At 66.8% G+C, this 12,781-nt stretch carries 17 protein-coding genes and 1 tRNA gene; 11 read left to right on the forward strand and 7 right to left on the reverse strand.

Annotated features, from left to right (window positions below; genetic code table 11):
* Positions 1–119 precede the first annotated feature (119 nt).
* From H556_RS0103950 to H556_RS0103965, 4 genes are all read right to left on the reverse strand, one after another.
* A complete protein-coding gene (locus H556_RS0103950; RefSeq protein WP_024353198.1) occupies positions 120–788 on the reverse strand; it encodes a DedA family protein in 669 nt (222 codons plus the stop codon).
* Positions 789–892: 104 nt separating this feature from the next.
* Positions 893–1,537, reverse strand: a complete 645-nt coding sequence (locus H556_RS0103955; protein ID WP_024353199.1) for a hypothetical protein — start codon at positions 1,535–1,537, stop codon at positions 893–895.
* Positions 1,538–1,586: 49 nt separating this feature from the next.
* Complete coding sequence (gene msrB, locus H556_RS0103960) at positions 1,587–2,078, reverse strand: peptide-methionine (R)-S-oxide reductase MsrB (RefSeq protein ID WP_024353200.1); 492 nt, start codon at positions 2,076–2,078, stop codon at positions 1,587–1,589.
* 74 nt (positions 2,079–2,152) lie between these two features.
* The gene (locus H556_RS0103965; RefSeq protein WP_024353201.1) at positions 2,153–3,637 is read right to left on the reverse strand and encodes a hypothetical protein; all 1,485 of its coding nucleotides are present in this window, start codon (positions 3,635–3,637) and stop codon (positions 2,153–2,155) included.
* 186 nt (positions 3,638–3,823) lie between these two features.
* On the opposite strand from H556_RS0103965, the gene H556_RS0103970 reads away from it, so the two are divergent.
* Positions 3,824–4,228, forward strand: coding sequence for a DUF805 domain-containing protein (locus H556_RS0103970; RefSeq protein ID WP_024353202.1), 405 nt, complete (start codon positions 3,824–3,826; stop codon positions 4,226–4,228).
* Here H556_RS0103970 and lipB read toward each other — a convergent pair.
* Positions 4,204–4,920: a lipoyl(octanoyl) transferase LipB gene (gene lipB, locus H556_RS0103975; RefSeq protein ID WP_024353203.1), complete on the reverse strand. Its 717-nt coding sequence runs from the start codon at positions 4,918–4,920 to the stop codon at positions 4,204–4,206. The two genes, H556_RS0103970 and lipB, sit on opposite strands and share 25 nt — an antisense overlap.
* A gap of 12 nt (positions 4,921–4,932) precedes the next feature.
* On the opposite strand from lipB, the gene H556_RS0103980 reads away from it, so the two are divergent.
* The 7 genes from H556_RS0103980 (at position 4,933) to H556_RS0104010 (ending at position 10,176) form a co-directional block, all read left to right on the forward strand.
* A complete protein-coding gene (locus tag H556_RS0103980) occupies positions 4,933–5,238 on the forward strand; it encodes a FliM/FliN family flagellar motor switch protein (RefSeq protein ID WP_199683734.1) in 306 nt (101 codons plus the stop codon).
* 230 nt (positions 5,239–5,468) lie between these two features.
* Positions 5,469–5,553 (forward strand) — tRNA-Leu (locus tag H556_RS0103985).
* A gap of 64 nt (positions 5,554–5,617) precedes the next feature.
* Positions 5,618–7,036, forward strand: coding sequence for a magnesium transporter (mgtE, locus tag H556_RS0103990; RefSeq protein WP_024353204.1), 1,419 nt, complete (start codon positions 5,618–5,620; stop codon positions 7,034–7,036).
* 39 nt (positions 7,037–7,075) lie between these two features.
* Positions 7,076–7,966 carry a lysozyme gene (locus H556_RS15815; protein WP_024353205.1) on the forward strand — a complete coding sequence of 297 codons (891 nt, stop codon included), beginning with the start codon at positions 7,076–7,078 and terminating at the stop codon, positions 7,964–7,966.
* A 44-nt stretch (positions 7,967–8,010) separates the two neighbouring features.
* A complete protein-coding gene (locus tag H556_RS0104000; protein ID WP_024353206.1) occupies positions 8,011–9,174 on the forward strand; it encodes an isovaleryl-CoA dehydrogenase in 1,164 nt (387 codons plus the stop codon).
* 51 nt (positions 9,175–9,225) lie between these two features.
* Positions 9,226–9,414, forward strand: a complete 189-nt coding sequence (locus H556_RS0104005) for a DUF3008 family protein (RefSeq protein ID WP_024353207.1) — start codon at positions 9,226–9,228, stop codon at positions 9,412–9,414.
* Positions 9,415–9,507: 93 nt separating this feature from the next.
* Entirely contained in the window at positions 9,508–10,176 is a 669-nt protein-coding gene (locus tag H556_RS0104010; protein ID WP_024353208.1) for an exopolysaccharide biosynthesis protein, read from the forward strand.
* A 27-nt stretch (positions 10,177–10,203) separates the two neighbouring features.
* Here the strand turns inward: H556_RS0104010 and flaF are convergent, their stop codons facing one another.
* Positions 10,204–10,566, reverse strand: coding sequence for a flagellar biosynthesis regulator FlaF (gene flaF / locus H556_RS0104015; protein WP_029673182.1), 363 nt, complete (start codon positions 10,564–10,566; stop codon positions 10,204–10,206).
* Positions 10,526–10,951: a flagellar biosynthesis repressor FlbT gene (gene flbT, locus H556_RS0104020; RefSeq protein ID WP_003168590.1), complete on the reverse strand. Its 426-nt coding sequence runs from the start codon at positions 10,949–10,951 to the stop codon at positions 10,526–10,528. The genes flaF and flbT overlap by 41 nt, the downstream gene beginning before the upstream one ends.
* A gap of 161 nt (positions 10,952–11,112) precedes the next feature.
* Here flbT and H556_RS0104025 point away from each other — a divergent pair, with 161 nt between their 5' ends.
* The 3 genes from H556_RS0104025 to H556_RS0104035 all read left to right on the forward strand — a co-directional run bounded on the left by H556_RS0104025 (position 11,113) and on the right by H556_RS0104035 (position 12,684).
* On the forward strand, positions 11,113–11,538 hold the full coding sequence (locus tag H556_RS0104025) for a hypothetical protein (RefSeq protein ID WP_029673184.1): 426 nt from the start codon (positions 11,113–11,115) through the stop codon (positions 11,536–11,538).
* An 8-nt stretch (positions 11,539–11,546) separates the two neighbouring features.
* On the forward strand, positions 11,547–11,753 hold the full coding sequence (locus H556_RS0104030; protein ID WP_024353211.1) for a hypothetical protein: 207 nt from the start codon (positions 11,547–11,549) through the stop codon (positions 11,751–11,753).
* A 70-nt stretch (positions 11,754–11,823) separates the two neighbouring features.
* Positions 11,824–12,684, forward strand: a complete 861-nt coding sequence (locus H556_RS0104035; protein WP_024353212.1) for an AAA family ATPase — start codon at positions 11,824–11,826, stop codon at positions 12,682–12,684.
* Positions 12,685–12,781 lie beyond the last annotated feature (97 nt).

Raw genomic sequence — 12,781 nt, forward strand, 5'->3', positions numbered from 1 at the left:
AGGTCCCGGCGTCCGCCGGGATGAGCGGGGATGAACAGACACAGCTCAGAACAGGCCCGAGGATGGCCGAGGGCCGGCCTCTCGCCTTGCGCCCTACACCGGACAAGAGCGGGCGAGTCTTACTCCCCCAGCCCGCGCACCGAGGCTTCCAGCAGGGCGTTGCGCCGCGCCGCGCGGCCCTTCAGCCAACGCATGGCGACGACCAGGGCCGCCACCACCGCGACGAAGGCCAGCAGCCACAGTGTCGGATTGTGCGCCTCGCTCATCATCTCCAGCCGCGCCAGCCCTTTGGCGGCCAGATAGCCCGGCGCCAGCATGGCCAGCACCCAGACGAAGGCCGAACTGACGTTGGCGATCTGGAACACGCGCTGGCGCATCTGCAGCACGCCCACCATCACCGGCACGAAGGCGCGCAAGGGACCGAAGAAACGGCCAATGAAGATCGAAGCCACGCCGTAGCGACGGCAGTACAGGCGCGTCCAGGCCAGCTTGCGGCGATGGGGCACCAGCAGGTGATGACGCAGCACCCGCGTGCCCAGCCGACGCCCGATCCAGTAGGAGATGGCGTCGCCCATGACGGCGCCGATGACGCAGCCGCCGATGACGGTGAAGGGGTCCAGCACGCCTGCCGCCACCAGTCCGCCCGCCGCGACCAGCAGGCCCGTCGCCGGCACGAAGGCGCCGATGACGACCAGCGACTCAAAGAAGGTCACCGCGCCAAGGATCACGCCGGCCCACATGGCGTTGCGGGCGATGAAGTCGGCGGCCGAGGTAAGCAAACTGTCCATACTGATCCTTTGCCCGAGGGCATATGGGATCAGGCCCTATAAAGGGAATGCGGCGATGCGACGCCCAGGCCTAAAAAAGGTCTGCGTGGCGTATGGGACGCACTTTATCGGCGGTCTGACGATCGACCGGCGTCGCCATCCGGGTCGCGCGCGGGCTCAGCCTGCCGCTCATCCGTGCTGAAGGGGCGGATGCGGCTGGGGCGTTCATGCGGACTGCGCACCCCCATCGGCCCCGGCATGGCGCCATAGGCGTCGCGCCAGCCATAGCCGTTCAGCCCATAGCGGCCCGCGCCATAACCGTAGGGCGCATAGCCGTAAGGCCCGTAGCCATAGCCCCAGGGCGCGTTCTTGGTCTGGCTGACGCTCAGGTTCAACGTGCCGTTTTCGCCAAGCGGCATGGAGACGGCGGCGGCGAAGTCGCTATAGCCGCCCGTGCCGATCCCGGCGCTGACTTCGCCGTGCATCTTGCGGGGCGCGGCCTCTTCCCAGGCGTCGGCCCATTGCTCGACCGGACGCGCATCCGTCTTGCGTTCTCCGATCCAGCGGGAAATCTGTTCTTCGGTGCTCAGGCCGTGCGGCGCCGCCGTCTGCAGCGTCACAGCAGGCGAGGCCTCGCCCACGGTCTCGGCCAGCGCGGCCGCGCTGGCGGTCGGCACGGCGCCCGAGCCTGCGCGCGGAGCGGTCGAAACCACGCCCTCGGGATCGCTGCTCGCCAGCAGGAGGGAGGCCGTCATGAGTTCGATCAGCATACGCATCTACTCCCGTTCACAACCACCCTACCCCTAAATGCGGCCAAGGTCAGGCGGTCCCATCGCCGCGCCCCAAAGGATCGGGCAGGGATTCGCCTTCGGCTACGAAACTCAAGGCGACCGAGTTGATGCAGTAGCGCAGGCCCGTGGGCGGCGGCCCGTCCGGGAAGACGTGGCCCTGATGGCTGTCGCAGCGGGCGCAGCGTGTCTCGACGCGCACCATGCCGTGGCTGTCGTCGCGCACGGCGCGAACATGGGCCGGATCGACCGGCTCGGTGAAGCTGGGCCAGCCGGTGCCGCTTTCGAACTTGGTTCCCGACCGGAACAGCGGCAGGCCGCATTCGCGACAGCAGAACACCCCTGCCCGCTTTTCACCCAGCAAGGTCCCGCAGAACGGCGCCTCGGTGCCGTGCGCCAGAAGCACGCGCTTCTCTTCAGGCGACAGATCGGCCTCCAGCGCCGCGCGCTGGCTGTCGGTCGGGGGCGTCAGGTCATAGCCGGAGGCGGAACGCATGGCGGCGTGAGATTCGGTCTGGGTCATGGTCTGAAAATAGGAAGGGCCGGACGGTCGTTCCACCGTCCGGCCCTCGATAGGCTGAATTCAGGTCGTCGCGGTCAGGCGCCGAACAGGCCGGCGACCCAGGCGCGAACGGCCGTCTCATCGGTGGCGTCACCCGTGTAGGCTAGGGCGCCTGCGGGCGCGTAGGGCGAGTTGTTGCCGCGTTGACGCGTCGTCCAGGCCTTATGGCCATAGCTCAGGTCGGCGTAGTTGGACGGCAGACGCAGGGTCGTCGGCTCGATGAAGATGGTGTCTTCGGCCGTGGTCGAACCGGCGATGCGCACGTTCGGCAGGCGGCTCAGCAGGTCCAGCGTGTCCAGGCAGCCGCCCGAGCAACCAGCGTCCACCAGCACGACCACCTGGCCCTGCACCGGATTGGCGGCGCCGGTGTCCGGGGTCGCCGGGCGGCCCGGCATGACGAAGGTCGGCTGACCAGCGGCGATGGCGCTGTCGAAGGCGGCGACGATAGCCTGGGTCTGTTCGATCACCGCGCCCGATTCCTGAACGAAGCGCGGATCAGACTGCATCCGGTTCAGGGTGTCGGCGAACCACTGGCGGTTGCCCGGCGTGGCGCGATAGGTGATCTGACCGGCTTCCGGCTGGCGGCTGACGGTGAATTCCGGCGACCAGATGCGATTGGCAAGGCCATAGCCGCGCGAGGTGGCGTTGGCCGAGGAACCGTTGGCGCCGCGCAGGTCCAGCACAAAGCCCTGCGGCCCGCGAATGGCGGCGGACTGGGCCTCGACCTGGGCGAAGAAGGCGTCCCAGGCCGCGTCGTCGGCCAGCGAGTGAACGCTGACCCACGGACGCCCATCGACCATCTCGACCGACAGCGGCGCGCCGGACGGCGTATAGACCGAGGCGCGATAGGCGGCTTCCAGATTCTGGGCCGTGGCCGGCTGCGGCGACAGGGTGAAGCTGCGGGTGCGACGGCCGACCTGGAACTCGCAGGTCCCCGGCACGCCCGTCGTCATCGGGTTGTTGCGGTTCCACAGCAGATAAGGGGCGCTGCGGACGCGACCGGCTTCGGTCGTCAGATCGCCCTCGAACTGGTCCAGCTTGGCCTTGGCCAGGTCCTCGATCGGCTCGGCGTTGCAGCTCTTCAGCACGGCGCCCAGCGGCGGCGCGCCGCGCACGCCGTCCTGAACATAGGAGACGACATACTGGCCGTTGCGCCAGGCCGTGGCCACGCCCGGCCAGCTGGTGGCGAAATACGGCCCGAGACCTTCATAGGTCGGACGGGCGGCGATGTTGGAATCGCGGAAGCCGTTGGCGTACCAGCGCAGCAGATAGGCGTGGCTGTCGCCGCTGTTGACCTGTCCGGCCTTGGCCTGCGCTTCCTGCAGGCCGGTGTCCAGCCAGCCGCGGAAGGTCGCGCTGGCCTCGCCCGGCGTCACGGCGGCCGGATGGTTGTCGCGCAGGGCCGCGTGCATGGCCTGAAGGTCCTGACGCGCCAGATCGCTGAAGTTCTGGGCCGAGGCGGCCGAGGCGGCGAAGCTCAGGGCCAGCACGGCCGCCGAAGCGGAAAGCAGGCGTTGCATAGGGGGTTTCTCCCAGTCCGTTCAGTATGCGGGTTGGTCGTGTTTTAGACCCATTAACGGCGCCGTCGCCACCCCTGTGACGAAATTGCACCGCTTTGCGGACCGCGGCGTTTACGCGCGCCCCTTTCCCGACTAGGCCGGGTTTCTGCAGGCGCAAAACGCGCCGAAACGCCGCGTGCCCCAAGAATGACCGCCCTGGCTGATCTCTTTTTGAATTCTACGGGACGCATCGGTCGAAGCCGCTTTTCAGCGGGCGCAGTCTGCCTGATCGGCGCCTGGATCGCCGTGGACGTTTTTCTGCGAACGCCCGGCTGGCTTCACGCCCTGATCGCGGCCGCCCTGCTCTACGGCGGCTTCTGCGTCCTGTCGCAGCGCCTGCATGATCGCGGACGCTCAGGCTGGTGGAGCGGGCCGATCCTGCTGGCCTTCGCCCTGGCCTGGCCGCAACCGCTGACGCTTCTGGACTGGGTCGCGACGGCCGCTCTCGCCCTGGTCGCCTTCGACCTCGCGATCCTGCCCTGCCGAAAGGCCTTCAACCGCTACGGCGCCGCGCCGGGCGCCCGGCGTCACAGGGGCGCGACGCCCGGCTGAACCGGGCCGAACACCTGCTGGAAGGACGACTTGAGCGCATCGTCCGCCTCATCCATCGTCGCCAGCACGCCCAGATCGACCAGGCTGGTTACGCCGTGTTCGGTGATGCCGCACGGCACGATGCCGCCGAAATGGTCCAGGTCCGGCTCCACGTTCAGGCTGATGCCGTGGAAGCTGACCCATTTGCGGACCTTGACGCCGATGGCGGCGATCTTGTCCTCGCGGCTCCAGCCCGCGCCCTTGCGCTCGATCCAGACGCCGACGCGGCCCTCGCGCATCCCCGCCTCAACGCCGAAGCGGTCCAGGGCGCCGATGATCCAGTCCTCCAGCCCATGCACGAAGCCGCGCACGTCCTTGCCGCGCTGGTTCAGGTCCAGCATCACATAGGCCACCCGCTGGCCCGGTCCGTGATAGGTGAACTGCCCGCCCCGCCCCGTCCGGTGCACCGGAAAGCGATCCGGCGCCAGCAGGTCGTCGTCCTTGGCCGAGACGCCAGCAGTATAAAGCGGCGGATGCTCCAGCAGCCAGACCATCTCCTCGGCTTCTCCCGCCGCGATGGCGGCCACGCGCGCCTCCATCGCGGCCTCGGCGGCGGCGTAGTCGACGTAGCCGGACGACAGCGCCCATTCGACAGGACGGCCGTCTTCGCGAAACAGGCTGCGTTGGGAAGAGTTTAACGGGTCGGCAAGCATGATGCCCTCAATGTGGGGCCGAACGCGGCGGCGCAAGGGCCGCCCGTTGATTTGCGAGTATCCTCTTTGAGCCAGATCGATGCCGTCGATGTCGAGATTTCGGTCGTATTGGGCCGTTCGGTCCTGCCGATGCAGCAACTGCTGCGCATGGGCCGTGGCGCGGTGATCCCTCTGGACGCCTCGGAAAAGGACGAGGTCTGGATCCTGGCCAACAACCATCCGGTCGCGCGCGGCGAGATCGAGATTCGCGACGACCGCATCGCCATCACGGTGACGCGCCCCGCGGATGTCTATGATTTCATGGCAGGGGCGGCTTGATGCTGGGCCGCGATCAGGAGGCTGCGCCTTCTCGACCCGACGCGGCCTGATGCTGGGTCGCGATCAGAAGGCTGCGCCTTCTCGACCCGCCGCCGCCTGACCCTCGTCCTCCCGTCGAGAGAAGGCCTCACGCACCGTCGATAGACAGGAATTGCGCCTGTCTCTGCTATTTCCGCAAAACACTCTTTTCTTTCCGCTCTCTCTCCGCTATTGCCCGCCCTCCGATGCGAGCGGTCGTGGCGGAATTGGTAGACGCGCAGCGTTGAGGTCGCTGTGGGGCAACCCGTGGAAGTTCGAGTCTTCTCGACCGCACCATCTGATCTGACAGGGCGAATCTCGGCTAGATACGGCTGATATCAACTCCAGAGGAGGCAGACACGTGACCCACACGGACCTTGCCCCTCTGCGCCCCGAAGACCCTCATCTCGAAGACGAAGATCACGCCGCCCTCGGCGAGGACTACGCCCTGACGGCGGCCTTCGTCGAAAAGGTCGTGGACGCGGCCGACGACGGCGACGGCATGCGGCTGCGCAGCCTGCTGGAAGACCTGCACCCCGCCGACGTCGCCGATCTGATGGGCTTCCTGACCGCCGAACACCGCTCGGTCGTAGTCCAGTGGCTGCCGCCCGATCTGCTGGCCGAAGCCCTGCCCGAAATGGACGACGGCATCCGTGAAAAGGTGCTGGAGCGCGTCCCCTCGGCCACCCTGGCCGAAGCCCTTCAGGAACTGGATTCGGACGACGCCGCCTCGGTCGTCGAAGACCTTGAGGAGGACCAGCGCGAGCGCGTGCTGGCCGCCATGCCCGAGGTCGAGCGCGCCGCCATCGAATCCTCGCTCGGCTATGAAGAGGATTCGGCCGGCCGCCTGATGCAGCGCGAGTTCATGGCCGCGCCGCAGTTCTGGAACGTCGGCGACACCATCGACCACGTCCGCGCACAGGGCGATCACCTGCCCGAGCTCTTCTTCGACATCTATGTCGTCGATCCCATGAACCGACCCGTCGGCGGGGTGGCCATCAGCCGCATGCTGCGCAGCCCGCGCGACACGCCCCTCACCGAGCTGATGGAGCCGGTGAACCCCATTGAAGTGGACGTCGACCAGGAAGAGGTCGCCTACATCTTCGAGAAATACCACCTGATCTCGGCGCCCGTAGTCGATACGGGCGGGCGGCTGGTCGGCCAGTTGACCGTCGATGACGTCGTCAACATCATTCAGGAAGAGAACCGCGAGGACATCCTGCGTCTGGCCGGCGTCTCGGACGAGGACCGCTCGTCCAGCGTGCTGGAGATCGTTCGCGGCCGCGTGCCCTGGCTGGGCATCAACCTGTTCACCGCCGTGCTGGGCGCCAGCGTCATCGCCCTGTTCGAGGGCACCATCCAGCAGATCGTCGCCCTGGCCGTGCTGATGCCCATCGTTTCGGCCATCGGCGGCAATGCGGGGACGCAGGCCCTGACCGTTACCGTGCGCGCCCTGGCGACGCGCGAGCTGAACGCATCGAACGCCCTGCGCACCTTCTGGCGCGAAATGGCCGTAGGCCTGGCCAACGGCTTCGTCCTGGCTCCGCTGATCGGCCTGGCGGCAGGGTTCTGGTTCCAGGACTGGAGGATCGGCGGCGTGATCGCCACGGCCATGATCCTGAACCTGCTGGTCGCCGCCAGCGTCGGGGTGCTGACGCCGCTGACCCTGGCCAAGCTGAAGTTCGACCCGGCCGTGTCCTCGGCCGTTTTCGTGACGGCGACGACCGACTTCTTCGGCTTCCTGATCTTCCTGGGCCTGGCGACCATCGTCCTGCTGTAAATATGACCTGAAACGGCCTCGCCCGTTTCGGAACAAGGCTTGCTCCGCCCCGGTCAGGGCGAGAACGCCCGTTTCGAATTGGGTCAGTCCGTGTCCGCAGCCGCGCCGCAACGCCGCAAGGTCTCTCGTGAAGGCCTTCTGCTGATCAAGAGTTTCGAGGGCTTTCGCCCGCGCACCGTGCTGCGCCGCGACGGGACGCCGGTCATCGGCTATGGCCACTCGCGCTCGGCCCGGCCCGGCGCCGTGGTCAGCGAGACCGAGGCCGAACTGCTGCTGCAATACGACCTGATGCCCATCGTCGCCCTGTTGAACGAGCGGGTGCGCCTGCCGCTGAACCAGCACCAGTTCGACGCCCTGGCCAGCTTCATCTTCTCCATCGGCCTTGAGCGCTTCCAGGGTTCCGACGTGCTGGAGAAGCTGGACGCCGACGCCCTGCCCGAGGCCGCCGACGCCCTGTCCGCCTGGCCCGAGCGCGCCTCGCCGCCGGTCGACGCCCTTTATCGCCGCCGTTCGGCCGAACGCGCCCTGTTCGACACGGCGCCCGACCAGCCCGCCCCGCTGGACGCCCTGCTGACCGCGCCGGTGCAAGGTCCCGGCGCCGAGGCTACGTCTGCCGAGGCCGCTTCCGCCGACGCCGCGCCGCCCAGCGTGCCCGTCCTGCGTCATGAAAAACGCGCCGCCAAAGACGCCGCCAGCGACGCCGCCCTGGGCGACAAGGGCGCCGTCCTGTTCATCGGCGGCGTCGGCGCCCTGGCCTTCGCGGCCGGAATCGCCGCCTTCCGCCGCGCCCTCAACGCCCCCGCTTCGGGCGACGCCACGGTGGTGATCGGCGCCGGTCTGGCGGCGGCGGGGCTGGTCTTCATCGGCGTGGCGGCCTGGAGCTTCCTGCGCGGCAAGGACCTCCCGCCAAAGCACAAACAGTCGCGCTAACAGGCGTCTTTGCGAAGGCCGCGCACGATGCTACGCCTTTGGGCATGAGCATTCCCTTCGCGCCCCAATCCATGGAATTCGGCCTCGGCGAGACCGCTGACGCCATCCGTGACACGACCGCCCGCTGGGCCGCCGAGCGGCTGGCCCCCCGCGCCGCCGAAATCGACGAGAAAAACGAGTTCGTCCGCGACCTGTGGCCCGAGATGGGCGAGTTGGGCCTGCACGGCGTCACGGTGGAAGAAGAGTTCGGCGGCCTCGGCCTCGGCTACCTCGAACATGTGGTGGCGATGGAGGAGGTGTCGCGCGCCTCGGCCTCGATCGGCCTGAGCTACGGCGCCCACTCCAACCTGTGCGTCAACCAGATCCGTCGCTGGGGCACGCCCGAGCAGAAGGCGAAATACCTGCCCAAGCTGATCTCGGGCGAGCACGTCGGCTCGCTCGCCATGTCCGAGGCCGGTTCGGGTTCGGACGTCATGTCCATGCGCACCCGCGCCGAGAAGAAGGGCGACCGCTACGTCCTGAACGGCACCAAGTTCTGGATCACCAACGCCCCCCACGCCGAGACCCTGGTCGTCTACGCCCGCACCGGCGACGGCAACGGCGGCGTCACCGCATTCCTGATCGAAAAGGGCATGAAGGGTTTCAGCGTCTCCAAGAAGCTGGACAAGATGGGCATGCGCGGCTCGGACACGGCCGAACTGGTGTTCGAGGACTGCGAGGTCCCCGAAGAGAACATCATGGGCGGCGAAGGGCGCGGCGCGGCCGTGCTGATGAGCGGCCTCGATTATGAGCGCGCCGTCCTGTCCGCCGGCCCGCTGGGCATCATGCAGGCGGCGCTCGACGTGGTCCTGCCCTACGTCCGCGATCGCAAACAGTTCGGCAAGGCCATCGGCTCCTTCCAGCTTATGCAGGGCAAGGTGGCCGACATGTACGTCGCCCTGAACAGCGCCCGCGCCTATGTCTATTCGGTCGCCCGCGCCTGCGATCAGGGCCTGACCACCCGCTACGATGCAGCCGGAGCGATCCTGCTGGCCTCGGAGAACGCAGTGAAGGTCACGCTGGAGGCCGTCCAGGCCCTGGGCGGCGCCGGTTACACCAGGGAATGGCCGGTCGAGCGCCTGGTCCGCGACGCCAAGCTCTACGACATCGGCGCCGGCACCAACGAAATCCGCCGCTTCCTGATCGGTAGAGAACTGCTGGGCAGCTGACGGAACTCCAAGGCGGGCGAACAGTTGCTCCCTTCTCGAAAGGAGATCGTCATGCCCGCCAAATCCGCCGCCCAGCAGAAAGCCGCCGGAGCCGCCCTGTCGGCCAAGCGAGGGGATACGCCCAAGTCCAAGTTGAAGGGCGCGTCGAAATCCATGATGGAATCGATGAGCGAAAAACAGCTTGAAGAATTCGCCCACACCAAGCGCAAGGGCAAACCTGAACACGTCTCGAAGCACTAGAGGCCTTATTTCGTCGCAACCCTCGCGGCGGGGATGGCGCAAGTCGCGGCGCGCCCCTAACGTCGTGCACGACATCGCTTTGAGTCTCGCTTGATGACGCTCGTTTCCACGCCGCCGCCCGATGAGGGACGGACCTTCTCCGACGTGCTGGAGCGCCTGGGCCAGGAGCGGCTGGATCAGGACCGGCTGGATCAGGGCGAATCCGATAAACTGTCCCTTCGCGAAATGGTCGAGGCTTTCGGCGAACGCGGCTTCGGCGCCGTCATCCTGATGCTGGCCCTGATGGCGCTGTTTCCGTGGCCGCCGGGCGGCAAGGCGGTCTTTTCCGTTCCGATCATCCTGATCGCCGCCGAGATGGCGCTGCAGCGCGAGAAGGTCTGGCTGCCGCGCTGGTTGTTGAACCTGTCGGTAAGCCGTCAGTCCTATCGTTCCGCCACGGCGAAAATCCTGCCCCGCCTGCGCCGTGTCGAGCGCCTGACCAGACCGCGCTGGCCAGTCCTGACGGGCGAAGCCGCCGATGTCGCCATCGGCGTGATCTGCATTCTGCTGGCCCTGATGATGGCGCTGCCGGTGCCGTTCGGCGACGCCCTGCCCGGCCTGACCCTGGCCCTGTTCGGCCTGGGCATCATCCAGCGTGACGGCGCCTTCATCCTGGCCGGTCTCTTCGGCTCAGCGGTGTGCGGAGTCTATCTGGCCCTGGTGTGGACCACGGTGGTGGCTGTCGTCAGCGGCATAGCCCACTGGGCCGCGAACCTGTTCTAGGCTCGTAACTAGGCCCGCAGGAAGCGTTCAGCCCGCGTCCGTCTGTCCGCTGAGTCCCTGCATGATCATGCGGTTGATCTCGATCAGGGTCGAGAAATCGTCCTCGCCGCGCATGACTTCGGATGTGTTGCGGTTGACGAACAGGCTCAGCGAAATGAACTGCGCCCGCATCGCCTGCGGCAAGGCGTTGTCCGGGTCCGTGCAGGCGGTCGCCAGCGTCGACCACAGCCGACGGTTCCAGTCCAGCGCGTCCATCCGCCCGGCGACATCCGACCTGTCCAGGGTCGAGGCGTGCATCAGGGCGCGCGTCACCTGGCCGAACAGCCGGTATTCCATTTCACGCGGGGATTCAGCCCGCGTCGCCGCCGTCTTGTACGCCTGAAGCGACATTGCCGAGCCTTTGATCTTCGTAATCGACGATTTTGCGAGCGCCCATCAGGGCCTTGTAATACTGACGCGCCAGCACGTGCTTCGAGCAGGCGACGCATTCGCTCAGGATGTCCGGATTGCGCACCGCGCCCATGAACTCCGTCAGGCGCAGGGCGAACTCGTCATAGAATTTCGGCGCGTCGGCCTCATCCAGATACATCATCATGACGGGGAAATAGATGCGGCGCGCGGGCGTCGTGACGTCCTCGGGCTGCATGATGTCCTTTTCGCGCAGGACGCTGGCCTTGTTCTGCAGGATCAGAACGCCGCGACGGTCGCCGTTCTGGACGACGGCCCCGTTCAGCACGAATTTCTCGCCGGGTTTCAGCGACAGTTTCAGAGGCAAGGGAAGGTCTCCGTGGCGCCGCCCTCACCGTGACGGCCGGCCGCTGATGAACTGTAAAGCGACGTGGTTAACCATCCCTTCACTTCGCCCTTCCCCAGCGTCATGGCCGCAGGCGGGAACGCCCTGACGAGCCGAGCCGTTGATCTGTCGGAAGGGAGACAATGATGGCAGGACCCGACTTCGACACCGACGCCCAGGATCAGGCCGAGGTCTATGACGAGACCCATCTGGACGATGACGGCGACGGCGACCTGTCGTTCGACGAAGCCGAGGACGTGCTGGACGTCACCCAAATGGATGGAGACGCCGACGCCGAACCCTTTGACGAAGATGACCCGGATCTCGACGCGGAACTGGCTCTGGACGGCATAGAGGCCGAGGCTGACGCCCTGCTCGGCGTCGACAGCGTCCGGCTCAGCCAAGCCGACGGCGACGGCGCCATGACCTCCGGCGCGGACGAGGTGGAACTGGTCTACGCCGGTCTGATGCGCAACCAGCGCGGCGCCCAGGCCAGCGCCGCCCATTGGGAAGCCAAACGTCTCTCCGACGACGACATAGAGGACCTGGGCTACGGCCCCGAACAATGAGGAAATCAATGACCGACAAAGCTCACACCAAGACCCAGGAAGACGCTGACCCCAACACCCCTCCGGCCAAGCGCGCGCCCCACCAAAGCGGCAAGACCGACCAGCTGAAAGACAAGGAAAAGGACGCCGAAAACCGTCAGGAAGCCCTGATCGACGAGGGCGTCGAAGAGACCTTTCCCGCCAGCGATCCGGTGTCGGCCAAGCGCATCACCTGATCCTGCCGCCTGTTCACGCCCATCTCTTTAAGCTACCTGCTCCCTTCCCCCGGAATGGAGCAGGTTTCGCATGAGCCGGTTCGAAGGCACGTCCAACTACATCGCCACCGACGACCTGAAGGTCGCCGTCAACGCCGCCGTGGCGCTGGAACGGCCGCTGCTGATCAAGGGCGAGCCCGGCACGGGCAAGACGGTCCTGGCCTATGAACTGGCCCGCGCGCTGAACGCGCCGCTGATCACCTGGCACGTCAAGTCCACGACCAAGGCCCACAACGGTCTGTATGAATACGACGCCGTGTCCCGCCTGCGCGACAGCCAGCTGGGCGACGAGCGCGTGCACGACGTGCGCAACTATCTGAAGAAGGGCAAGCTGTGGGAGGCCTTCACGGCCCCGACCCGCCCTGTCCTGCTGATCGACGAGATCGACAAGGCCGACATCGAGTTTCCCAACGACCTGCTGCAGGAACTCGATCGCATGGAGTTCTACGTCCAGGAGACGGACGAGACGATCCGCGCCGAGGTCCGCCCCGTCGTCGTCATCACCTCGAACAATGAGAAGGAGCTGCCGGACGCCTTCCTGCGCCGCTGCTTCTTCCACTACATCCGCTTCCCCGACGCCGAGACGATGCAGGACATCGTCGAGGTCCATTTCCCCGGCATCAAGCCGCGCCTGGTCTCAGAGGCCCTGAAGACCTTCTATGAAATCCGCGACACGCCGGGCCTGAAGAAGAAGCCTTCGACGTCGGAACTGCTGGACTGGCTGAAGCTTTTGCTGGTGGACGACGTGGCGCCGGAGACCCTGCGCGAGAAGACGCCCGGCAAGCTGATCCCCCCGCTGCACGGCGCCCTGCTGAAGAATGAGCAGGACGTGCATCTGTTCGAACGCCTAGCCTTCATGAGCCGTCGCGAAGGCGCCCGTCCCGGGGGCTGAAGGGGCGGCTGATTTCAGCCGCTTTCCCGTCGCCTTTCGATTACCGCGATTTCACTGGCCCCACGGCGCTTATGGCGCACAATCGGGACCTTGAGTG

The organism is Brevundimonas naejangsanensis DSM 23858, from assembly GCF_000421705.1.
Classification (GTDB): domain Bacteria; phylum Pseudomonadota; class Alphaproteobacteria; order Caulobacterales; family Caulobacteraceae; genus Brevundimonas; species Brevundimonas naejangsanensis.